Genomic DNA, 21,297 nt, shown 5'->3' on the forward strand with positions numbered 1-21,297 from the left:
GTAACTATTTGTTGTCAGTAAAATTTAGCTCTATGTTGCTACAGAGCCCTCAATGTTTCAACGAGTAGTAGATCTTTTCTGCCAGCCCTTGCGAAATACCCGGCACTTTTGCAATTTCCTCCATACTGGCGTTGAGTAATCCTTGCAATCCGCCCATATACTTCAGCAGCATCTGGCGGCGTTTCGGTCCCACGCCCTCAATGGTCTCAAGCGTACTCGTGTTTTTGACCTTCGCCCGCTTTTTGCGGTGGCCGCTAATGGCATGGTCATGCGACTCATCGCGAATATGCTGGATGACATGCAGCGCCGGGGAGTCCGGCGGCAGGCTAAAGCCCTCGCCTTCTGGCTCAAAGAACAGCGTTTCCAGACCGGCCTTACGATCCGCCCCTTTCGCCACGCCTAACAGCAGCGGATGGTTTTTGTCCCACTCAACGTCGAGCGACTCAAAGACCGCTTTTGCCTGACCCAGCTGCCCTTTCCCGCCGTCGATAAGAATGACGTCCGGGATCTTGCTCTCTTCAATCGCTTTACCGTAGCGACGGCGCAGCACCTGATTCATGGCGGCATAGTCGTCACCCGGCGTGATGCCGGTGATATTGTAGCGGCGATACTCGGCGCGCAGCGGGCCGTTGGCGTCAAACACCACGCAGGACGCCACCGTCTGTTCCCCCATCGTATGGCTGATATCGAAACATTCCATACGTTTGACTTCCGGCAACTTCAGGAGCGTCGCCAGCGCGGTTAAACGCTGGCTGACCGTCGATTGCTGGGACAGTTTCGTGGTGAGCGCCGTCGCCGCGTTGGTCCGCGCCAGCTTCAGATAGCGTGCCCGGTCGCCGCGCGGTTTGGTTTGAACATTGACCCGACGTCCTGCCAGTTCGGAAAGCGAATCGGCCAGCAGCGTTTTGTCGTCGAGGCTAAAATCGAGCAGGATCTCAGAGGGCAGCGTGCGCATCTGGCTTCCCTGCAGATAAAACTGGCCGACAAAGGTTTCCACCACTTCGCCCAGCTCGGTACCGCCAGGCACTTTCGGGAAATAGCTGCGGCTGCCGAGCACTTTGCCCTGGCGAATAAACAGCACATGCACGCAGGCCATGCCGGCGTCGAAGGCGACACCGATAACGTCGAGATCGTCACCGGTATTCGAGACAAACTGTTTCTCAGTGACTCTGCGCACCGCCTGGATTTGGTCGCGGATGCGCGCAGCCTCTTCAAACTCAAGCGCGGCGCTGGCTTTTTCCATCCGCGCAATCAGCTGGGTTAAGACCTGATCGTCTTTGCCAGCTAAGAACAGGCGTACATACTCCACCTGCTGCGCATACTCGTCTTCACTGACCAGCCCCGCGACGCAAGGCCCAAGGCAGCGCCCAATCTGGTACTGCAGACACGGGCGCGAGCGATTGCGGTAAACGCTGTTTTCACACTGGCGGATCGGGAAGATTTTTTGCAGCAGCGCCAGCGTCTCCCGCACGGCATAGCCGTTCGGGAAGGGGCCGAAATATTCACCCTTCGCATGTTTAGCACCACGATGCATCGCCAGGCGCGGATGGGTGTCGCCACTCAGAAAGATAAACGGATAGGATTTGTCGTCCCGCAGCAGCACGTTGTAGCGTGGCTGATAGAGCTTTATATAGTTGTGCTCAAGCAGCAGCGCTTCCGTCTCGGTATGCGTGACGGTGACATCAATATTCTGAATGAGTGAGACCAGCGCTTCAGTCTTACGGGAGGCAAGGTTGCTGCGAAAATAGCTGGAAAGGCGTTTTTTAAGATCTTTTGCCTTCCCCACATAGATAACCGTACCGCCAGCGTCATACATCCGATAGACGCCTGGCTGGCTGGTTACGGTTTTCAGAAATGCTTTTGAATCGAATACATCACTCACTGACTTAACAACGTCTCCGCGTTACACAAACCATGTCGGATGGCCAGATGAGTCAGTTCAACATCACCATGAATGTTCAGTTTACTGAACATCCGATAACGATAGCTGTTCACCGTTTTCGGGCTGAGATTCAGCTGTTCGGAAATCTCATTCACCTTCTGACCCTTGGTGATCATCAGCATAATCTGCAATTCACGCTCAGACAAACTGGCAAACGGCGATTCCGTTTTTTCGGGCTCGATCTGGCTCAGCGCCATCTGCTGGGCAATGTCAGAGGCGATATAACGCTGTCCGGCAAACACGGAACGGATAGCATTGACGACCTCCTGCGGTGCGGCGCCTTTGCTCAGGTAACCGGCTGCGCCCGCCTGCATCACCTTCGCAGGCAGCGGGTTTTCCGTGTGTACGGTCAGCATGATGACTTTCGTATCAACAAAGGTACGCGCGATTTTGCGTGTTGCCTCAAGACCACCGATGCCGGGCATGTTCATATCCATTAACACCACATCGGCCGAGTTCGTGCGGCACCATTTTACGGCATCTTCCCCACAGCACGCCTCACCGGCAACTTTAATACCTTTAATATCTTCAAGAATGCGTCGTATCCCTGCGCGCACCAGTTCGTGGTCATCAACAAGAAGGACGTTGATCAAAGGAAATGTCTCCAGAATAGGGATAACGCTACTGAGTGATAATTTGGTTTATATTAACGGTTTTCCTCACAAGATTAAAACGTTAAAAAACCGGCTATTCGATTTCGCTCTCGTTTTTGGAAATTAGCCTGTACAGTCCGTGGAAAGCGGGCCCGTACAAGCAGGGCTTTTGCGGCTATTTTTAAGCATCTGTATTCAAAAAGTTACAAAAAGCTTTCAGGCAATCCGCGCTAAAAAACAGTTCTCAAATTTTTGTAACAATAATTAACGGCAAGCGAACCGGGCTTAAACAATTAATAGTCATGGCTCGCCACAGTTTAGCGACAGGCTGTGTTTACGCAAATAAACAGCGGCGGAAAAGTACGAAAAACAACCACTGCATTTTTTGCTGCAGCTTGTGGTATACTCCGCCGCCTTGACTTTCGTCGTCGCGCTTTAGCGCCGTTTAATAATGAGGAAAATAAATGAGCACACCTGATTTTGCCACTGCGGAGAATAACCAGGAACTGGCACAGGAAGTAAACTGCCTGAAAGCGCTGCTAACGCTGATGCTGCAGGCGATGGGCCAGGCTGACGCTGGTCGTGTGATCATTAAAATGGAAAAACAAATCGCGCAGATGGAAGACCAGGCGGAATCGGCCGTATTTGCTAATACCGTCAAGCAAATCAAACAAGCCTACCGCCAGTAACAAAAAACGGCTGGATGCAGTGCATTCAGCCGTTCGTTCGTCTGTCACGCAGAACGTATTGTCTAATCAGATCATCCCCGTTGCCGCAGCGTAACAGGCAATCTGCGTCTTGTTCGGCGCATTAAATTTCTTCTGCATATTCTTCTGATGGAAGTTAACCGTATTCTCTGAAATAGAGAGAATGATGGCTATTTCCGCCGACGTCTTCCCTTCAGCAGTCCATTTCAGAATTTCACGCTCACGTTTGCTGAATTTCATTTCTGGCGGCATGACCATCTCATCTTCAAAACGCAACAGAGAGAGTAATGCCATTTGCACCAGCATTTGCAGCCTCAGTTCTATTTCTTCGCTGGAAAACGGTCCTTCCTGCGCGCTAGTACGGGAAACCGACAGGAAGCCAAGCGCATGATTAGGCAGCATCAGGCATTGCGTTATTCCCGTGCGTAAACCGTGGTCCTGTGCGCTGCTCCATAAATCCTGCGCATCGGCGAATAATGCGTCCGTCCAGGGCAAATGGCCCTGAATGAAATTCTCCGGCTTTAACACGGGATCGATGGCGAAATAGTTCTCTGATTGATATTGCGCCTGCCACTGTTGCGGATAAGTAGTATGCACAGAAATTTTAGGTCGCGTAAATGGCACAGGATGGCGCACACAAAGTGCGTAATAATCGAATTCCAGCGCCTGAGTTTGTCGCTGAAGTTCCTGATATACCTCGTCGGCACAGGTCAATTCCTGAAACCGGAGGGAGCAATCCCGTCGCCAGGTGAAAAAGTCTGAATCCTTCATACTTACTAAAAGAAGCCTCTGAAAAGATAATCATTATTATGGTGAATATAACCTAACACATAAAACTTATTTCTAACTACAAAATATCGGCAATAGCACAATTAACTGCGCTATTGATAAGCTTTAAACGAGCCGGGTGGAATAAAAAAACACGCTTACGGGCGTAGAACGAGAATAATTTGCTCCAGAAGAACTTTCTGGAGCAAATGAGTGCAAAAATGCTACTGCATAAGGAATTTTTCAAGGAACTGGCGGGTTCGCGGCTGCTGAGGATTGGCAAACAGGCTTTTCGCCGGTCCTTGCTCCACAATCCGCCCCTGATCCATAAAGATGGCTCTGTCCGCCACGTCGCGCGCAAAGCTCATCTCATGGGTGACGATGACCATGGTGCGTTTTTCCTGCGCCAGCTGGCGGATGGTATTCAGCACCTCACCCACCAGCTCGGGATCGAGCGCGGAGGTCGGTTCATCAAACAGGATCACGTCAGGGCGCATCGCCAGCGCGCGTGCGATGGCCACGCGCTGCTGCTGCCCGCCCGACAGACGGCGCGGGTAGCTGGTCTCTTTCCCTGCCAGCCCAACTTTGGCGAGCAGTTCACGGGCGCGTGCCGTCGCCTCCTCTTTCGGCTCACCTTTTACGATGACCGGCCCTTCAATAATATTTTCCAGCACCGTGCGGTGCGGGAAAAGATTGAAGCTCTGAAACACAAAGCCAACATGCTGACGCAGACGGCGAATCAACCCTTTCTGCTGGCTGATGGATTTACCGGTATCAATGGTTATTTCTCCAACCCGAATGGTGCCCCCTTCCGGCTGTTCAAGCAGGTTAATACTGCGCAGCAGCGTGGTTTTTCCCGAACCGCTCGGCCCGATAATCGCCACCACTTCGCCCTGCTCGACTTCAAGATCGATCCCGTGCAGCACCGTTTGACCGTGGAATTTTTTCACCAGGTTTTTGACGTCGATAGCACTCATTTTGGATCACGCTCCTGGCGGTTAAGCTGGTTTTCAAAGTAGTTTTGCAGGGCAGACAACACCGTCGCCATCACCCAGTAGATCAGCGAGGCGGCCAGATACATGGTGAAGACTTCCAGGGTGCGGGAGGTAATAAGCTGCGCCTGACGGAACAGCTCCGGCACCTGAATGGTCGCCGCCAGGGAGGTATCTTTCACCAGGCTGATGAAGCTGTTGCTCAGCGGCGGAAGCGCCACGCGTGCCGCCTGCGGCAGAATGGCGCGACGCAGCGTCTGCCACGGCGTCATCCCGATACTGGCCGCCGCTTCCCACTGCCCTTTATCGATTGACGAGATCGCCGCTCGCAGGGTTTCGGACGTGTATGCCGCCGTATTAAGCGACAGGCCAATCATCGCTGCCGGGATGGGATCGAGCTCGATGCCGAACTGCGGCAAACCGTAGTAGATCATAAAGAGCTGAGCGATAAGCGGCGTGCCGCGAAACACGGAGATATAAAAGCGCGCCAGCCAGCGTACCGGCAGGATGGACGACATGCGCATCAGGGCCAGCACAAAGCCCAGCACCAGCCCGAAGAACATCCCGCCGATACTGAGCTGTAATGTAAACACCGCACCTTTCAGCAGGAACGGCAGGGAATCAATAACCAGTTGAATACTTTCTTGCATTATTATTTTTCGACCTGATTTTTAGACATGAGGATGATAAGCAAACAGCGCGGGCGCCCCGCCGGTGTGCACAAATAAAATCGGCCCTTCATCCTTAAAGCGTTTCTGCGCAATGCCATCGATAAGCCCGGCCATCGCTTTGCCCGTATAAACCGGATCAAGCAGTATACCCTCGAGGCGTGCCAGCAGCTTAACCGCTTCCATTCCCTCTTCGTTAGGCGTGCCGTAACCCGGTGCAAAATAGTCATCCCAGAGCAGGATATCGGCCTTTGCCGTCAGCTCCAGCTGTTCTGCGACCGCCTGCTGTAACGTGACCACTTTCGGTTTCTGATCCGCAACGCTGCGGGACACCGTCACGCCAATCAGCTCGACGTCCGGGAGCAGCTGCTCCAGCCCTACCGCCAGCCCGGCATGGGTGCCTGCGCTTCCGGAGGCAACCACCACGGACGAGAGGCTCACCGCCCCTTCACACTGCTGGGCGATTTCCAGCGCACTTTCCACATAGCCCAGCGCGCCCAGCGCATTCGAGCCGCCGACGGGAATGACATACGGACGAAAGCCCTGCGCTTCCAGGCGCGTGGCCAGATCGTCAAGCTGTGCGTTTGGGTCAGTCAACGCATCGACCATTTCAACCTGCACATTGAACAGATCCAGCAGCAGACGGTTACCGTTGGTCAGATAATTTTCTGCCTTCGTACCAATCGGGTTTTCCAGCAGGGCCACGCAGTGAAGGCCAAGCTTTGCCGCCACGGCCGCCGTCTGACGAACGTGGTTAGACTGAATTGCCCCGGCAGTAATAAGCGTATCCGCGCCTTCGCGCAGCGCGTCAGCCGCCAGAAACTCCAGCTTGCGCAGCTTATTGCCCCCCATCGCCATCGGCGTCACGTCATCGCGCTTAATAAAAATATCGCGTCCTAAATAATCAGAAAATCGCGGCAGATACTCCAGAGGCGTCGGCGCGCCGATAAACTCCAGACGGGGAAAGCGCGTTAAATTCTGTAGTGACATGGGTTCTCCGGTAACTCAGACAAAATGTGATATTTTTCATTATGCACGCAGACGCGTAAGAAATAAAAAAGGCGCTTTTAAAAGCGCCTTTTTTTCACGTCAGAGACTTATTTGGTGACGTCAGCCCCGAACCACTTCTCGGACAGCGCCTTCAGGCTTCCGTCTTTTTGCATATCGGCAATGGCGGCATCAATGGCTTTCACCAGATCCTCGTTACCTTTACGAACGGCCACGCCGGATTCCTGACGAGAGAAGGCATCACCCGCTACCGCCAGGGTATTGTTGGTTTTCTTGACCAGATCCAGTGCAGCCAGGCGGTCAACCAGAATGGCGTCGATACGGCCCACGCGCAGATCCTGATATTTCGTCGGGTCATCATCATAGGTGCGGATATCCACGCCCTGAACGTTCTGACGCAGCCACTCTTCGTAGTTGGTTCCCAGACCGACACCGACTTTTTTGCCTTTCAGATCGGCAGCGGATTTGATGGAGCCTTCGTTACCTTTCTTCACCAGCGCCTGGATACCGGACACGGTATACGGCGTGGAGAAGTCATATTTCTTCTTACGCTCGTCAGAAATGGTTACCTGGTTAATCACCACGTCAATGCGTTTGGAGTCCAGCGACGCCAGCATACCGTCCCATTTGGTCGGCTTCAGGGACGCTTTGACGCCGAGGTGTTTCGCCAGTTCTTCTGCAAATTCCACTTCAAAACCGGTCAGCTTGCCGTCATCACCCTGGAAGCTGAACGGAGGATAGGTTCCTTCCAGCCCGACCAGCAACGTACCGCGCTCTTTTACTTTATTCAGCAGGTTTTCAGCAGCGAACGTTTTCACGCTCATGCCCGCAACCAGCGCGACGGCCATAACTCCCATCAGCGCCTGACGACCCAGAAGTGCTAATTTCATAAATACCCCGATATAGTGGAATTTTTACGTAGTGTAGAGAAATCGCCTGCAAGGTCAAAGGCGACTGCGCTACATCTTATTCTTTTTTAATATATATCAGAAGTTGTTCCGGCGAGCGCTTTCTGCTTCACGGCACCCGGCATTTGCACCTTATATTGCGCGTACTTGCGCAGCGCAATTCGGTAGTTGTTGGTGCTGGTTGCAGGCAGCCACGGCTCCAGATTCTCATCCAGATAACCGGTCTTGAGCAGATCGCGAGAGATATTGTTAACGGTCAGATGCTGCCCGAGGCGGCGCAGGCGAACCACATATTCGCGCACGGTGCCGTGGCTCATCTCCGTTTGTTCAAACAGGAATTGTTTGAAGCCGATGATGTCGAAGAAGTCGCTTTGCTCTTTGCAGTGGAGATCGCCACAGAAACGGCAAAGCGCCACCCACTCTTTTTGCTCTTCGAGCCACGCGGCTTCATCCATCAACGTGTCGAGACGAGAGATCGCGATTTTATTCACGATCTCGCCGCGGCGAACCAGCGTGATGCGATCGAGTAATTTGTTACAGTGGGCGCAATGCGTCTGGCTGTGTTTAAAGTCTTTCAGGTAGCGGCTTAAAGGCCGTCTTTTAGATTGCTGCACCGTCATGATAACTCCTGGTTGTCAATACGTTGTGCGGCATTTTTCAGGTGAATCAATCACCTATAACTTACCCAGCTTGGTTCGTAAGCGTTTAATGGCCTGGCTGTGCAGCTGGCTCACCCGCGACTCTCCCACCTCCAGAACAGCGCCAATCTCTTTGAGGTTAAGCTCTTCCTGGTAATAAAGGGTCAATACCAGCTGTTCGCGTTCAGGCAGAGCCTCAATCGCTTCCATTACGCGCTGGCGTAAATTCCCTTCCATTAAATGGTGTAACGGGTTTTCCTGCTGGTGTTCATCCGTCACCAGCTCGATGCTATCGCCATGCTCTTCGCGCCACTCATCATAAGAGAAGAGTTGGCTATTATTGGTATCGAGCAACATCTGACGATACTCTTCAACAGCAATGCCAAGACGTTCCGCCACTTCTGTTTCCGTTGCGTTGCGTCCCAGTTCCTGTTCCAGCTGCCCCATCGCATGCGCCACTTCGCGCGCGTTGCGGCGAACGCTGCGCGGCACCCAGTCCCGGCTGCGCAGCTCGTCCAGCATCGCACCACGAATACGCTGAACTGCGTAAGTCGTAAATGCCGTTCCTTGCAGAGCGTCGTATCGGTCAACTGCATTCAATAACCCGATACCGCCCGCCTGTAGCAGATCGTCAAGTTCCACGCTCGCCGGCAAGCGCACCTGGAGGCGCAATGCTTCGTGACGCACCAGCGGGACATAACGCTGCCACAGCGAGTGTTTATCCATTACACCTTCAGCGGTATAGAGTGAATTCACGATAAACAGCCCTGCGTTAGTTGAGTTATCGGCATGATTATCCGATTCTGCAGGGCGTTCAATTGGATGAAAAAGGGGGATAAAGTGAGGTTATTCTGAGGTTGCCCACAGCTGGGGCAACTTTCCTGGCTAAATTAACAGTTGCAACAATGAAAGATCGTCGCCCAGTTTGACGCTATCTATATGTTGATGAAAGAGCTTTCCGGCTTCCTGATTATGCTGGCTCAGGGAGTGGAAACTGTAAATAACGTCAATAATATTGTCTTGTTCAATTTTCCCCGCGACGATGGCCTGCCCGGCAAGCAGCGATTTGAGGAAATAGAACTCCGCAACGATTAAATAAAGATTATTCAACATGCTGCGGCCATTGTTCTGCGGGAAGCCCTGCTGCCAGAGCTTGTATTTAAAAAAGTTTTTAAACAGGTGATCGTTTTCCGCCAGGTAACTGCCCGCCACATCGCGCCAGACGGACTCGATGTTCTCCATCACTTTTTCTGCCGGAAGGGTGTCATCGACAGAGTTAAACTGTTTATAAAGCTGATCAAAATAACGGTTTAATACGGCGCCACCGCGGGCCGTCGCTTTCTTCGTAAAGTAGCTTTGGATGAGCGAGATTAATGCGAATTTCAGGCTGTAGTTCTGATTAAACCCGCCTAACTCCGTCTTGATTTTGCCGCTCACCAGCTCGTTCACCAGCGAAAAATATACCGTTTCGAGCGTGCTGATATTCTCTTCCAGTTTTTCGAGCTTTTCAGCCACCATCAGGAATTTCACCACGGCATAGACTTGTTCTTCAACGCTCACCGCCTCAACGCTGAATAGGTTCTGGCAGAAGAGATTGATGACCTTAATCTTCAAATCCATCGCTGGCGCATTATTCACGTCCTGCTGAACGCTGACGAATTCCATCATCGCCATCGACTCTCGATCGTTCAGCAGCAGACGGGTCACTTCCGGACACGAGAGGTTGAGGGATTTTTCGATTTCGGTTTTATAGACCCGGTTTGTCCGGGGAAATGACGAACAGGTCGGGCTTAAGGCCTGAGCGCCCATCGCGCCATGAATTGAGCAGAGCTTATCGGTATCCATAAACGGGCAGTTTTTACTCTCCGTATGGAAAATCACCTCACCCCAGTGGCCGTACTGTTTTTTGGTAACTTTAATTCCCGTCTTCGCCGTCTGGCGAATTGCCGCGTTTTTACTGTTGAGATAGCGGTTGACGGAGGATTTATCGAACGCGATGGTCCAGCCCTGACAACAATGTTCACGGCATTCCCCACCGACACAGGAAAAATCTGCGACCAGTTTAGGCTGGGTAATAACGATCTGTTTCACGGGCGGATCCTCAAAATTCAGAGACAAAAAAACCCCGCCGAAGCGGGGTTTCGTGCGTAAAATTAACGCAGCAGAGACAGAACGGTCTGTGGAACCTGGTTTGCCTGAGACAGAACAGAAGTACCAGCCTGCTGCAGGATCTGCGCGCGGGACATGTTGGAAACTTCAGTTGCGTAGTCAGCGTCCTGGATACGGGACTGAGCAGCAGACAGGTTGTTAGAGGTGTTGTTCAGGTTGTTGATGGCAGAAGTGAAACGGTTCTGCACAGCACCCAGGCCTGAACGAGCGGTATCAACTTTAGCGATAGCTTTGTCAATGGTGTCCAGTTCAGTACCAGCCAATGCTTTCAGGTTGATACCTTTCACGCCCAGAGTTGTAGAATCAGCATTAGCACTCAGGTCCAGATTGATGGTATCGCCGTCGTTTACGCCAACCTGAATTTTAACAGCACCAGCACTACCGTCCAGCAGTTTGATGCCGTTGAAGTCAGTTTTGCCCGCAACACGGTCGATTTCAGCCAGACGAGCGGTAACTTCATCTTGCAGAGAAGCCAGGTCAGATGCGCTGTTGGTGCCGTTGCTTGCCTGAACAGCCAGTTCACGTACACGCTGCAGGTTGCTGTTGATTTCGTTCAGGGAGCCTTCAGCCGTCTGCGCCATGGAGATACCGTCGTTGGCGTTACGTGCAGCCTGGTTCATGCCTTTAATCTGGGAGGTCATGCGGTTTGCAATCGCCTGGCCAGCGGCATCGTCTTTCGCGCTGTTGATACGCAGACCGGAAGACAGACGCTCGATAGCAGTGCCCAGAGAAGACTGAGATTTGTTCAGGTTGTTCTGAGTGGTCAGGGACAACAGGTTAGTATTGATAACTGCCATAATTTTCTTTCCTTCAAAAATTGGGTTTTAGGTCCGGTGCCTAACACTCACAGCGTCTCTCACCGTCAACAAGGTTATCGACGGGTCCCCAAAAGACTTTAGAATCAATTTTGAAAAAATTACAAGCAACTGATTATTAACGAATTTATTTTTAAAAAATCAATTAAGGTCCGTCAACGCGTTATTATTTACGCTTTTTTAACGCGCAAAAAGATGACAAAAAAGGCACACACTTATTCGTGTTTTCAATGCGTGGATAATGATCCTAAAGTGCAATCCTTTCATTTACCCCGCCAGGACGTGCCTATTCTTTGGATTATTTTTTTCTCACCATCGTAAACTTTTACGTTGAGAGGCCGATAAGAGTCCTGAACTACTTTCGTATTTTAAGGAAAATATGCATGGCTACTATCAGTAACCTCGGGATAGGTTCTGCAGGACTCGGGGATTTATATAATCAGTTGGAAGCGGCAGAGAAAACCAAGCTGACGACGATTACTTCCCAGCAATCAACGTATAACGCACAGTTAAGCGCTTACGGCAAGCTGCAGAGCGCCATGACATCGCTGCAGACTGCCACCGCTGCACTGGGTAAAGCCACCACCTGGAACTCAACGTCCGTGAGCAGCACCAACACGGCCTTTACCGCCACGACAACGGCTGATGCGTCCGTGGGTTCCTTTGTGGTTAACGTCAACCAGGTTGCAAAAGCACAGGCGCTCACTACCGGCTCCTATGCAAACAACACGGATCTGCTCGGCGATACAACAGGGACGACGCGTAAAATCACCATTACCCAGCCGGGCACGAAGACACCGTTAGAGGTCACGCTGGCCGATGGCGATACGTCGCTGGCCGGGATCGCGAGCGCCATTAATAAAGCGAACGGCAACGTCACCGCCAGCGTCATTAAAGCAAAAGACGGTGATTACCGCCTGATGCTGTCATCAAAAACCACCGGTACCGATGGTGCGATGACCGTCAGCGTCACTGGCGACGCCAAGCTGCAAAGCGCCATTGGCTACGATTCAACCACCAAAACGGGCGCGCTGACGGTAAACACCGACGCGCAGAACGCGATTGTGGTGGTGAACAACATCTCTATCGAGCGCCAGTCGAATACCATTACCGATGCGCTGCCTGGCGTCACCTTCTCGGTGAAGGCCGAAAGCAAAGCCGATGAAACCCTTGAGGTTTCACGCGCAACGGATGCAAACCAGAAGGCGATTACGGACTGGGTCACGGCGTACAACTCGCTGCAGTCCACCATTAACAGTTTGACGAAGTATGTTCCGGTTGATGCAGGCGCCGGCAGCCAGTCCTCCAGCAACGGCGCGTTGGTCGGTGATGCGAACGTGCGCGGGGTCCAGTCTCAGCTGCGCGGCCTGCTGACCGAAGTGCAGACCGGCACTGTTCAGATCATGGCCCAGCTGGGGATTACCCAGGACCCGGTAAAAGGATCGGACGGTACGATCGGTAACCTGAAAGTCGATACGGATAAGCTGAAAAAAGCGCTCACCGACAACCCGAACGCCGTACAGCAGTATTTTGTCGGTGACGGAAAAACCACCGGTCTGGCGACCCAGATGAACAACACGCTGACCACCATGCTCAGCACCAGTACCGGCAGCGCCGGGGTGATCCAGAACGCGAAAGACGGGATCAACAAAACGCTGAAAACCCTGGGCGAACGCTACGATGCCATGGATGCCCAAATTGAAGCCACCATGGCGCGTTACAAAACCCAGTTCACCAGCCTGGACGTATTAGTCACCAAAATGACCAGTACAGCCAACTACCTGACCCAACAGTTCTCACAAAAATAGTCGTCGCATTGAGGAGTGGAAATGTATAAGACCTCTGGTGTTCAATCCTATCAGCAGATAGGAGTCGAAAGCGCAGTGATGAATGCCAGTCCACACCAGCTGATTGTCATGTTGTTCGACGGGGCGCATAGCGCCCTTGTTCGCGCGCGTTTGTTCCTTGAAGCCGGACAAATTCGTGAGAAAGGCGAAGCGTTATCCAAAGCCATCAACATCATCGACAACGGTTTAAAAGCAGGACTGAACATGGAGGTTGAGAGCGAGCTGTCCGGGAATCTTGCCTCCTTGTACGAATATATGGTTCGACGTTTATTACTGGCAAACGTCAGTAATGACGTAGACGCAATTGTTGAAGTCGAGGGTTTATTAAACAACATTGCGGATGCGTGGAAGCAAATCGGCCCCAATGCGTCCTCTATTTCAGGATAATTTTGATGAATAATCCCAGCGCAGCGCTTAGCCACTGGCAGGCGTTACATGCTCAGAGCATTGCTATGCTAAATCTCGCACATTCTGGTCAATGGGATGCGCTTATCGAGCAGGAAATGCATTACGTTCAACTGGTGGAAAGGATCTCGCAAACGCCCATCATGTCATGCCCTCCGGCTCAGGTTGATCAAGCGCGTGCGCTGCTGGAAATGATCCTCGACAATGAGAATACGTTAAAGGCGCTGCTTAAAGTGCGGATGGACGAACTGCGTAATCTCATCGACCAGACCGGCAAACAGCAATCCATCACCTCTACCTATGGAAAGCTGTCAGGGAATATTCTTTATCCAGAAAGTGTTACCCGCGACACACAATTATGATTTCTTCATCCATACTCCAGAAGTCTGCCAAATGGCTTCTGGAGCACGGACGATGAAAAACCCCACCCTGTTACAATGCTTTCACTGGTATTACCCCGCTGGCGGTGAATTGTGGCGAGAAGTCACGGCGTTAGCCCCCAATCTCAATGAAATCGGCATTAACATGATCTGGCTGCCGCCCGCGTATAAAGGGGCTTCCGGCGGGTATTCGGTTGGCTATGACTCTTACGATCTGTTCGATCTCGGCGAGTTTGATCAGAAAGGCAGCATCGCCACAAAATATGGTGACAAAGCGCAGCTGCTGGAGGCCATCGACGCCCTCAAAAGCAACGACATTGCCGTACTGCTGGACGTGGTGGTCAACCATAAAATGGGGGCAGATGAGAAAGAGTCTGTCCGCGTACAGCGCGTAAATGAACAGGACCGCACGCAAATCGCTGATGAGATCGTTGAGTGTGAAGCATGGACACGCTACACCTTCCCTGCCCGCGCCGGGCAATATTCGCAGTTTATCTGGGATTACAAATGCTTCAGCGGTATCGATCATATTGAAAACCCCGATGAAGACGGCATTTTTAAAATCGTCAACGACTACACCGGCGAAGGCTGGAACAACCAGGTCGATGACGAGATGGGTAATTTCGATTATCTGATGGGCGAAAACATCGACTTTCGCAACCATGCCGTCACCGAGGAGATAAAATACTGGGCCCGCTGGGTCATGGAACAGACGGGCTGCGACGGTTTTCGTCTGGACGCCGTCAAGCATATTCCCGCCTGGTTTTACAAAGAGTGGATAGAGCACGTTCAGGAGGTCGCCGACCAGCCGTTGTTTATCGTGGCGGAATACTGGTCTCACGAGGTGGACAAACTGCAGGCCTATATTGACCAGGTCGAGGGCAAAACCATGCTGTTTGATGCCCCGCTGCAGATGAAATTCCACGAGGCGTCGCGCCAGGGGCGGGATTACGACATGAGCCAGATCTTCACCGGTACGCTGGTGGAGGCCGACCCGTTCCATGCGGTCACCCTCGTCGCGAACCACGACACCCAACCTTTGCAGGCGCTCGAAGCGCCGGTCGAAGCCTGGTTTAAGCCGCTGGCGTATGCGCTGATCCTGCTGCGGGAAAACGGCGTGCCGAGCGTCTTCTATCCGGATCTCTTCGGCGCCAGCTATGACGATACGGGAGGCGACGGCGAGACCTATCACATCGACATGCCGGTGATTGAGCAGCTTCACGAGCTGATCCTCGCCCGCCAGCGTTTTGCCCACGGCGTGCAGACGCTGTTTTTCGATCATCCAAACTGCATCGCTTTCAGCCGCAGCGGCACCGAGGACGATCCCGGCTGCGTGGTGGTCATGTCGAACGGCGACGACGGGGAGAAGGTGATTTGCCTGGGGGAGAGCTACGGCAACAAAACGTGGCGTGATTTTCTCGGTAATCGCGAAGAAACGGTCATTACCGCAGCGGATGGCGAAGGAACTTTTACCTGCAAAGGGGGAAGCGTCAGCGTGTGGGTTATTGAGGATGCGTTGTAGTAATGGAAAAGGTGCGGCCTGGTCCCCTCACCCCGCCCCTCTCCCAAAGGGAGAGGGTACAAACATCAAAAACGGCAACGAGGTTGCCGTTTTGCGTTTACCATCAGTCCCGTAGGCCGGGTAAGCGTCAGCGCCACCCGGCAACAAACGGCTACGGTAGTATACTCTCCAGCGGATTTTTGCTCAGGTAATCAGCACATTCCACCGTTGGGCGGTCAACCTTTTGCAGCTCCATCCCGTCATACTCAAGCGTTGCACCGTCGCGATCGAGCGGATAGATATCCAGCTTACGCGTGACGTTGTAATAGCTGTCTGAACGCAGCATGATCTTACCCGGCACGGCAATCACGCGCTGCCACTGGCGGCAGTCCAGCGTATCGCCCTCTTCCGTCACCACCAGCGTGGCAATCGCTTCAGGGCTGACCAGACTGCTCTGCGGCCCTTTCGACTGCCAGTATCCCGCCAGGTTCGCCGGGACAGGATGCTTGATCACGTCCTGATAGTTATCGACCTGAACGCACCCGGTCAGTGCCAGCAGCGCGCCAGCAATTGCTATTTTTTTCATCATCTTTCCTGCATTCGAAGAAAAAAATATTGTGGCATTAAAGCGCTGTGGCTGCCAGCGAAGATCGAGGGGGCTTAAACCTGCATCCCCATCACTTCCTGGTACGCCGACACCAGCTTGTTACGCACCTGGATCCCCATCTGCAGGGAAACCGAGGCTTTTTGCAAATCGGCCATCACATCGTTCAGCGCCACGCCCGGCTCGCCGAGGGTGAACTTCTCCGCCTGCGTGCGCGCAGCGGTCTGGGTATTGCTGATACGGTCAAGAGCGGCGTGCAGTTGCCCTGCAAAGCTGATGCTCGGCTGTTGGTCTGCCACATTCTGATTACGGGCCGTCATCGCCGTTGCCTGCAACTGACTGATTACCCCTTCAATGCCCTGTATAGCCATGACTCTCCCCTGGATGGTTTTTTACGCGGTCAAGACTAACAGCTTGTCAATAAGATAATGGCGGTAAATAGCGTTAAAAAACCAGGTTATTTGACGCATAGAAAATCCGGAATCGTCAAATAATGGCAGGGCCATCAATATGGAACTTTTGTCGTGTTTGCCGACCCGGGAGTCAGTTTTGTTTCTCTACACGAATAACGTAAACCACCAGGATTTAAGAGGTGCGCAATGAGTGCAACAGCATCGACAGCGCCACAAAATAAATCACTCGAGTGGATGAACCGCCTTCGCGCGAATCCTAAAATCCCGTTGATCGTGGCAGGCGCTGCCGCAATTGCGATCCTTGTAGCGATGGTTTTATGGGCGAAAAGCCCTGATTACCGCACGCTCTACAGCAACCTTTCCGATCAGGATGGCGGCGCCATCGTCACCCAGCTTACCCAGATGAACATCCCCTATCGCTTTGCCGATAACGGCGGTGCGCTTGAGGTACCGGCAGATAAGGTGCACGAGCTGCGTCTGCGTCTGGCACAGCAGGGGCTGCCAAAGGGCGGCGCGGTCGGTTTTGAACTGCTGGACCAGGAAAAGTTCGGTATCAGCCAGTTCAGCGAGCAGGTGAACTACCAGCGCGCGCTGGAAGGTGAGCTGGCCCGCACCATTGAAACGTTAGGCCCGGTGAAGAGTGCCCGCGTGCACCTGGCGATGCCTAAACCTTCTTTATTTGTTCGTGAACAGAAATCCCCTTCGGCTTCCGTTACCGTAAACCTCGAACCCGGCCGCGCGCTGGACGAAGGGCAAATCAGCGCGGTAACGCATCTCGTCTCCAGCGCCGTCGCAGGGCTGCCGCCGGGTAACGTCACGCTGGTGGACCAAAGCGGACACCTGCTGACCCAGTCCAATACAGCCGGTCGTGATCTGAACGACGCGCAGCTGAAATACGCCGCCGACGTTGAAAACCGTCTCCAGCGCCGCATCGAAGCGATCCTCGGCCCGGTGGTGGGGAACAGTAACGTGCACGCGCAGGTAACCGCGCAGATTGACTTCTCTAATAAAGAGCAAACCGAAGAGCAATACAGCCCGAACGGCGATGCGGCTCAGGCGGTGATGCGTTCGCGCCAGATCAATTCGAACGAGCAGGTCGGCGGCGCATACCCTGGCGGCGTGCCGGGCGCGCTCTCTAACCAGCCTGCTCCGGCTAACGCGGCACCGATTTCTACGCCACCGGCCAATCAGCAGAACGGTCAGCAAAATAATCAGCAGACCACTTCAACGACTAATAACGCCGGTCCGCGCACCAGCAGCCGTAACGAAACCACGAACTACGAAGTGGACCGGACCATTCGCCACACTAAGCTGAACGTGGGTGATATTCAGCGTCTCTCCGTTGCGGTAGTGGTGAACTACAAAACCCTGCCGGATGGCAAACCGTTGCCGTTGACTGCCGAGCAGATGAAGCAGATTGAAAACCTGACCCGCGAAGCGATGGGCTACTCCGAGAAGCGCGGCGATACCCTCAACGTGGTCAACTCACCGTTCAACTCGGTTGAAGAGACCGGCGGTGAACTGCCGTTCTGGCAACAGCAGGCGTTTATCGACCAGCTGATGTCCGCCGGACGCTGGCTGCTGGTGCTGATTGTCGCGTGGCTGCTGTGGCGTAAGGGCGTTCGTCCGCAGCTCCAGCGTCGTGCTGAAGCCGAAAAAGCGGCTCGCGAACAGATGAGCGCACGTCAGGAAGTGGAAGAAGCGGTTGAAGTACGCCTCAGTAAAGATGAACAGATGCAGCAGCGCCGCGCGAACCAGCGCATGGGTGCCGAGGTGATGAGCCAGCGCATTCGCGAAATGTCAGATAACGATCCGCGCGTCGTGGCGCTGGTCATCCGCCAGTGGATGGGTAACGAACATGAGTAATACGCTTACGGGCACCGATAAAAGCGTCATCCTGCTGATGACCATTGGCGAAGACCGCGCGGCAGAGGTGTTCAAGCACCTCTCCCAGCGCGAAGTGCAAATTCTCAGCGCAGCCATGGCCAACGTGCGTCAGATCTCCAACAAGCAGCTGACCGACGTGCTGTCGGAATTTGAGCAGGAAGCCGAACAGTTTGCAGCGCTTAACGTCAACGCCAACGACTACCTGCGTTCCGTGCTGGTTAAAGCGCTGGGCGAAGAGCGTGCCGCCAGCCTGCTGGAAGATATTCTGGAAACGCGCGATACCGCCAGCGGGATCGAAACGCTCAACTTTATGGAGCCGCAGAGTGCCGCCGACCTTATTCGCGACGAGCACCCGCAGATTATCGCCACCATCCTGGTTCACCTCAAACGCGGCCAGGCGGCGGATATTCTGGCCCTGTTCGAAGAGCGCCTGCGTCACGACGTGATGCTGCGTATTGCGACCTTCGGCGGCGTCCAGCCGGCTGCGCTGGCGGAGCTGACCGAAGTGCTGAACAACCTGCTCGACGGCCAGAACCTCAAGCGCAGCAAAATGGGCGGCGTGAGAACGGCGGCGGAAATCATCAACCTGATGAAAACGCAGCAGGAAGAGGCGGTCATTTCGGCGGTTCGCGAATTCGACGGCGAGCTTGCGCAAAAAATTATCGACGAGATGTTCCTGTTCGAAAACCTGGTCGAAGTGGACGATCGCAGCATCCAGCGCCTGCTCCAGGAAGTGGACTCCGAGTCGCTGCTTATCGCCCTCAAAGGTGCCGAGCAGCCGCTGCGCGAGAAGTTCCTGCGCAACATGTCCCAGCGTGCAGCAGATATCCTGCGCGACGACCTTGCCAACCGCGGCCCGGTGCGTCTGTCTCAGGTGGAAAACGAACAGAAAGCCATCCTGCTTATTGTTCGTCGTCTGGCGGAAACCGGCGAGATGGTAATTGGCAGCGGAGACGACACCTATGTCTGATGAGCTGTCGTGGAAGCGCTGGACGCCGGACGATCTGGCCCCTCCCCTTGCCGAATTCACGCCCGCGGTGGTCTCGCCCGCAGAGCCCGATGCGGACGTCGAACAGCCCGAGCTGAGCGAAGAGGAGCAGCAGGCACAAATGCTGGCTCAGCTGCAAATGCAGGCGCACGAGCAGGGCTATAACGCTGGTCTGAATGAAGGCCGCCAGAAGGGGCACGATCTCGGATACCAGGAAGGCCTGGCGAAAGGGTTAGAGCACGGCATCGATCAGGCGCGCCAGCAGCAGGCGCCGATCCATGCCCGCATGCAGCAACTGGTCAGCGAATTTCAACACACGCTGGACGCGCTGGACAGCGTGATTGCCTCGCGTCTGATGCAGATGGCGCTGGAGGCGGCGCGTCAGGTTATCGGCCAGACGCCGGTGGTGGATAACACCGCGCTGATCAAACAAATTCAGGGGCTACTTCAGCAGGAGCCGCTGTTCAGCGGCAAACCGCAGCTGCGCGTCCACCCGGACGATCTGCAGCGCGTGGAAGAGAGCCTGGGCGCAACGCTTAGCCTGCATGGCTGGCGTCTGCGCGGCGACCCGTCCTTGCACCACGGCGGCTGCAAAGTCTCTGCCGACGAAGGCGACCTGGATGCCAGCGTCGCCACACGCTGGCAGGAACTGTGTCGCCTGGCGGCACCGGGAGTCGTCTGATGACCGCACGCCTCACCCGCTGGCTCACCACGCTCGACAACTTTGAGACGAAGATGGCGCAACTGCCATCTGTTCGTCGTTATGGGCGACTGACGCGCGCCACCGGTCTGGTGCTGGAGGCGACCGGCCTGCAGCTTCCGCTGGGCGCGACCTGCGTCATTGAGCGTCAGGATGGTCTGGAAACACGTGAAGTTGAAAGCGAAGTGGTCGGGTTTAACGGCCAGCGCCTGTTCCTGATGCCGCTTGAAGAGGTGGAAGGCATTCTACCCGGCGCGCGCGTCTACGCGAAAAACATCAGCGGCGACGGGCTGCAAAGCGGGAAACAGCTGCCGCTTGGCCCTGCCCTGCTCGGCCGCGTGCTGGACGGCAGCGGGAAACCGCTGGATGGTCTGCCCGCGCCGGACACCACCGAAACCGGCGCGCTGATTACCCAGCCGTTCAACCCCCTGCAGCGTACCCCTATCGAACATGTACTGGATACCGGCGTGCGTCCGATCAACGCCCTGCTCACCGTGGGGCGCGGGCAGCGTATGGGCCTGTTCGCCGGTTCTGGCGTGGGGAAATCCGTCCTGCTCGGCATGATGGCGCGCTATACCCAGGCGGACGTGATCGTTGTGGGCCTGATCGGCGAGCGTGGTCGCGAAGTAAAAGACTTTATCGAAAATATTCTGGGTGCGGAAGGCCGCGCCCGCTCGGTGGTTATCGCCGCCCCGGCGGACGTGTCGCCACTGCTGCGTATGCAGGGTGCCGCCTACGCCACCCGTATCGCCGAAGATTTTCGTGACCGCGGCAAGCACGTGCTGCTGATCATGGATTCCCTGACCCGTTACGCGATGGCGCAGCGTGAAATCGCGCTGGCCATCGGCGAGCCACCGGCCACCAAAGGCTATCCGCCTTCGGTATTCGCTAAACTCCCTGCGCTGGTAGAGCGTGCGGGGAACGGCATCAGCGGCGGTGGCTCCATCACCGCGTTCTATACGGTGCTGACCGAGGGCGATGACCAGCAGGATCCGATTGCCGACTCCGCGCGCGCGATCCTTGACGGCCATATCGTGCTGTCGCGTCGTCTGGCCGAAGCCGGACATTACCCGGCGATTGATATTGAAGCGTCCATCAGCCGTGCGATGACGGCATTGATTACCGAGAAGCACTACGCCCGCGTGCGTAACTTCAAACAACTGCTTTCCAGCTTCCAGCGCAACCGCGATCTGGTCAGCGTGGGGGCGTACGCCAAAGGCAGCGACCCGATGCTCGATAAGGCGATTAGCCTGTGGCCGCAGCTGGAGGCGTTTTTACAACAGGGCATTTTTGAGCGTGCCGACTGGGAAGATTCAATCCAGGCACTGGAGCTGATTTTCCCGCAGGTGTAACACAGGTGGAGG

At 54.4% G+C, this 21,297-nt stretch carries 23 protein-coding genes; 10 read left to right on the forward strand and 13 right to left on the reverse strand.

Annotated elements, in window-relative coordinates:
• Positions 1 to 49 precede the first annotated feature (49 nt).
• Positions 50 to 1,882: an excinuclease ABC subunit UvrC gene (gene uvrC / locus MX657_RS14010; protein ID WP_041909391.1), complete on the reverse strand. Its 1,833-nt coding sequence runs from the start codon at positions 1,880 to 1,882 to the stop codon at positions 50 to 52.
• A complete protein-coding gene (gene uvrY / locus MX657_RS14015; protein WP_013096026.1) occupies positions 1,879 to 2,535 on the reverse strand; it encodes a UvrY/SirA/GacA family response regulator transcription factor in 657 nt (218 codons plus the stop codon). Before uvrY ends, uvrC begins: the two co-directional genes overlap by 4 nt.
• A gap of 385 nt (positions 2,536 to 2,920) precedes the next feature.
• Here uvrY and MX657_RS23715 point away from each other — a divergent pair, with 385 nt between their 5' ends.
• Both MX657_RS23715 and MX657_RS14020 read left to right on the forward strand, forming a co-directional pair.
• Entirely contained in the window at positions 2,921 to 2,974 is a 54-nt protein-coding gene (locus MX657_RS23715) for a hypothetical protein (protein WP_418885776.1), read from the forward strand.
• A gap of 25 nt (positions 2,975 to 2,999) precedes the next feature.
• The gene (locus MX657_RS14020) at positions 3,000 to 3,224 is read left to right on the forward strand and encodes a DUF2594 family protein (protein WP_080329513.1); all 225 of its coding nucleotides are present in this window, start codon (positions 3,000 to 3,002) and stop codon (positions 3,222 to 3,224) included.
• Between the two features lie 66 nt (positions 3,225 to 3,290).
• On the opposite strand, the gene sdiA is transcribed toward MX657_RS14020, so the two are convergent.
• The 9 genes from sdiA to MX657_RS14065 all read right to left on the reverse strand — a co-directional run bounded on the left by sdiA (position 3,291) and on the right by MX657_RS14065 (position 11,190).
• Entirely contained in the window at positions 3,291 to 4,013 is a 723-nt protein-coding gene (gene sdiA / locus MX657_RS14025) for a transcriptional regulator SdiA (RefSeq protein WP_080329514.1), read from the reverse strand.
• Positions 4,014 to 4,234: 221 nt separating this feature from the next.
• Positions 4,235 to 4,987, reverse strand: a complete 753-nt coding sequence (gene tcyN, locus MX657_RS14030) for an L-cystine ABC transporter ATP-binding protein TcyN (RefSeq protein ID WP_041909387.1) — start codon at positions 4,985 to 4,987, stop codon at positions 4,235 to 4,237.
• A complete protein-coding gene (gene tcyL, locus MX657_RS14035; protein WP_119915939.1) occupies positions 4,984 to 5,652 on the reverse strand; it encodes a cystine ABC transporter permease in 669 nt (222 codons plus the stop codon). The genes tcyN and tcyL overlap by 4 nt, the downstream gene beginning before the upstream one ends.
• Positions 5,653 to 5,673: 21 nt before the next feature.
• Entirely contained in the window at positions 5,674 to 6,660 is a 987-nt protein-coding gene (gene dcyD, locus MX657_RS14040; RefSeq protein WP_119915940.1) for a D-cysteine desulfhydrase, read from the reverse strand.
• 107 nt (positions 6,661 to 6,767) lie between these two features.
• Entirely contained in the window at positions 6,768 to 7,568 is an 801-nt protein-coding gene (tcyJ, locus tag MX657_RS14045; protein ID WP_119915941.1) for a cystine ABC transporter substrate-binding protein, read from the reverse strand.
• An 86-nt stretch (positions 7,569 to 7,654) separates the two neighbouring features.
• Positions 7,655 to 8,206, reverse strand: a complete 552-nt coding sequence (gene fliZ / locus MX657_RS14050; protein ID WP_346805991.1) for a flagella biosynthesis regulatory protein FliZ — start codon at positions 8,204 to 8,206, stop codon at positions 7,655 to 7,657.
• 54 nt (positions 8,207 to 8,260) lie between these two features.
• Entirely contained in the window at positions 8,261 to 8,980 is a 720-nt protein-coding gene (locus MX657_RS14055) for an RNA polymerase sigma factor FliA (RefSeq protein ID WP_014170714.1), read from the reverse strand.
• Positions 8,981 to 9,109: 129 nt separating this feature from the next.
• Entirely contained in the window at positions 9,110 to 10,315 is a 1,206-nt protein-coding gene (gene fliB / locus MX657_RS14060) for a flagellin lysine-N-methylase (protein ID WP_346805992.1), read from the reverse strand.
• Positions 10,316 to 10,377: 62 nt separating this feature from the next.
• Positions 10,378 to 11,190: a flagellin gene (locus tag MX657_RS14065; protein WP_346805993.1), complete on the reverse strand. Its 813-nt coding sequence runs from the start codon at positions 11,188 to 11,190 to the stop codon at positions 10,378 to 10,380.
• 401 nt (positions 11,191 to 11,591) lie between these two features.
• On the opposite strand from MX657_RS14065, the gene fliD reads away from it, so the two are divergent.
• From fliD to amyA, 4 genes are read left to right on the forward strand one after another with little or no spacing between them, the layout of a single operon-like run.
• Entirely contained in the window at positions 11,592 to 13,016 is a 1,425-nt protein-coding gene (gene fliD / locus MX657_RS14070; protein WP_346805994.1) for a flagellar filament capping protein FliD, read from the forward strand.
• A gap of 21 nt (positions 13,017 to 13,037) precedes the next feature.
• A complete protein-coding gene (gene fliS / locus MX657_RS14075; RefSeq protein WP_196351795.1) occupies positions 13,038 to 13,442 on the forward strand; it encodes a flagellar export chaperone FliS in 405 nt (134 codons plus the stop codon).
• A 5-nt stretch (positions 13,443 to 13,447) separates the two neighbouring features.
• Positions 13,448 to 13,822 (forward strand): flagella biosynthesis regulatory protein FliT, encoded by a 375-nt coding sequence (fliT, locus tag MX657_RS14080; protein WP_080329521.1) that lies wholly within the window; start codon positions 13,448 to 13,450, stop codon positions 13,820 to 13,822.
• A gap of 52 nt (positions 13,823 to 13,874) precedes the next feature.
• On the forward strand, positions 13,875 to 15,362 hold the full coding sequence (gene amyA, locus MX657_RS14085) for an alpha-amylase (protein WP_346805995.1): 1,488 nt from the start codon (positions 13,875 to 13,877) through the stop codon (positions 15,360 to 15,362).
• Between the two features lie 151 nt (positions 15,363 to 15,513).
• On the opposite strand, the gene yedD is transcribed toward amyA, so the two are convergent.
• Complete coding sequence (gene yedD / locus MX657_RS14090) at positions 15,514 to 15,927, reverse strand: lipoprotein YedD (RefSeq protein ID WP_346808560.1); 414 nt, start codon at positions 15,925 to 15,927, stop codon at positions 15,514 to 15,516.
• Positions 15,928 to 16,001: 74 nt separating this feature from the next.
• Positions 16,002 to 16,316: a flagellar hook-basal body complex protein FliE gene (gene fliE, locus MX657_RS14095; protein WP_080329524.1), complete on the reverse strand. Its 315-nt coding sequence runs from the start codon at positions 16,314 to 16,316 to the stop codon at positions 16,002 to 16,004.
• A 228-nt stretch (positions 16,317 to 16,544) separates the two neighbouring features.
• Between fliE and fliF the strand changes: the two genes are divergently transcribed.
• The 4 genes from fliF to fliI are packed head-to-tail and all read left to right on the forward strand — an operon-like array spanning position 16,545 to position 21,285.
• Positions 16,545 to 18,224, forward strand: a complete 1,680-nt coding sequence (fliF, locus tag MX657_RS14100; protein ID WP_119915947.1) for a flagellar basal-body MS-ring/collar protein FliF — start codon at positions 16,545 to 16,547, stop codon at positions 18,222 to 18,224.
• Entirely contained in the window at positions 18,217 to 19,215 is a 999-nt protein-coding gene (gene fliG / locus MX657_RS14105; protein ID WP_346805996.1) for a flagellar motor switch protein FliG, read from the forward strand. The genes fliF and fliG overlap by 8 nt, the downstream gene beginning before the upstream one ends.
• Positions 19,208 to 19,915 carry a flagellar assembly protein FliH gene (gene fliH / locus MX657_RS14110; protein WP_080329527.1) on the forward strand — a complete coding sequence of 236 codons (708 nt, stop codon included), beginning with the start codon at positions 19,208 to 19,210 and terminating at the stop codon, positions 19,913 to 19,915. The genes fliG and fliH overlap by 8 nt, the downstream gene beginning before the upstream one ends.
• Positions 19,915 to 21,285, forward strand: coding sequence for a flagellar protein export ATPase FliI (fliI, locus tag MX657_RS14115; protein WP_080329528.1), 1,371 nt, complete (start codon positions 19,915 to 19,917; stop codon positions 21,283 to 21,285). Before fliH ends, fliI begins: the two co-directional genes overlap by 1 nt.
• Positions 21,286 to 21,297: the final 12 nt, after the last annotated feature.

It is taken from the genome of Enterobacter chuandaensis (assembly GCF_039718975.1).
In the GTDB taxonomy this organism is placed as follows: domain Bacteria; phylum Pseudomonadota; class Gammaproteobacteria; order Enterobacterales; family Enterobacteriaceae; genus Enterobacter; species Enterobacter chuandaensis.

Coding starts and splice junctions, on each gene's coding strand:
- MX657_RS14020 (WP_080329513.1), top strand. CDS start 3,000: ATGAGCACACCTGATTTTGCCACTGCGGAGAATAACCAGGAACTGGCA.
- sdiA (WP_080329514.1), bottom strand. CDS start 4,013: ATGAAGGATTCAGACTTTTTCACCTGGCGACGGGATTGCTCCCTCCGG.
- tcyN (WP_041909387.1), bottom strand. CDS start 4,987: ATGAGTGCTATCGACGTCAAAAACCTGGTGAAAAAATTCCACGGTCAA.
- tcyL (WP_119915939.1), bottom strand. CDS start 5,652: ATGCAAGAAAGTATTCAACTGGTTATTGATTCCCTGCCGTTCCTGCTG.
- dcyD (WP_119915940.1), bottom strand. CDS start 6,660: ATGTCACTACAGAATTTAACGCGCTTTCCCCGTCTGGAGTTTATCGGC.
- tcyJ (WP_119915941.1), bottom strand. CDS start 7,568: ATGAAATTAGCACTTCTGGGTCGTCAGGCGCTGATGGGAGTTATGGCC.
- fliZ (WP_346805991.1), bottom strand. CDS start 8,206: ATGACGGTGCAGCAATCTAAAAGACGGCCTTTAAGCCGCTACCTGAAA.
- MX657_RS14065 (WP_346805993.1), bottom strand. CDS start 11,190: ATGGCAGTTATCAATACTAACCTGTTGTCCCTGACCACTCAGAACAAC.
- fliD (WP_346805994.1), top strand. CDS start 11,592: ATGGCTACTATCAGTAACCTCGGGATAGGTTCTGCAGGACTCGGGGAT.
- fliS (WP_196351795.1), top strand. CDS start 13,038: ATGTATAAGACCTCTGGTGTTCAATCCTATCAGCAGATAGGAGTCGAA.
- fliT (WP_080329521.1), top strand. CDS start 13,448: ATGAATAATCCCAGCGCAGCGCTTAGCCACTGGCAGGCGTTACATGCT.
- amyA (WP_346805995.1), top strand. CDS start 13,875: ATGAAAAACCCCACCCTGTTACAATGCTTTCACTGGTATTACCCCGCT.
- yedD (WP_346808560.1), bottom strand. CDS start 15,927: ATGAAAAAAATAGCAATTGCTGGCGCGCTGCTGGCACTGACCGGGTGC.
- fliE (WP_080329524.1), bottom strand. CDS start 16,316: ATGGCTATACAGGGCATTGAAGGGGTAATCAGTCAGTTGCAGGCAACG.
- fliF (WP_119915947.1), top strand. CDS start 16,545: ATGAGTGCAACAGCATCGACAGCGCCACAAAATAAATCACTCGAGTGG.
- fliG (WP_346805996.1), top strand. CDS start 18,217: ATGAGTAATACGCTTACGGGCACCGATAAAAGCGTCATCCTGCTGATG.
- fliH (WP_080329527.1), top strand. CDS start 19,208: ATGTCTGATGAGCTGTCGTGGAAGCGCTGGACGCCGGACGATCTGGCC.
- fliI (WP_080329528.1), top strand. CDS start 19,915: ATGACCGCACGCCTCACCCGCTGGCTCACCACGCTCGACAACTTTGAG.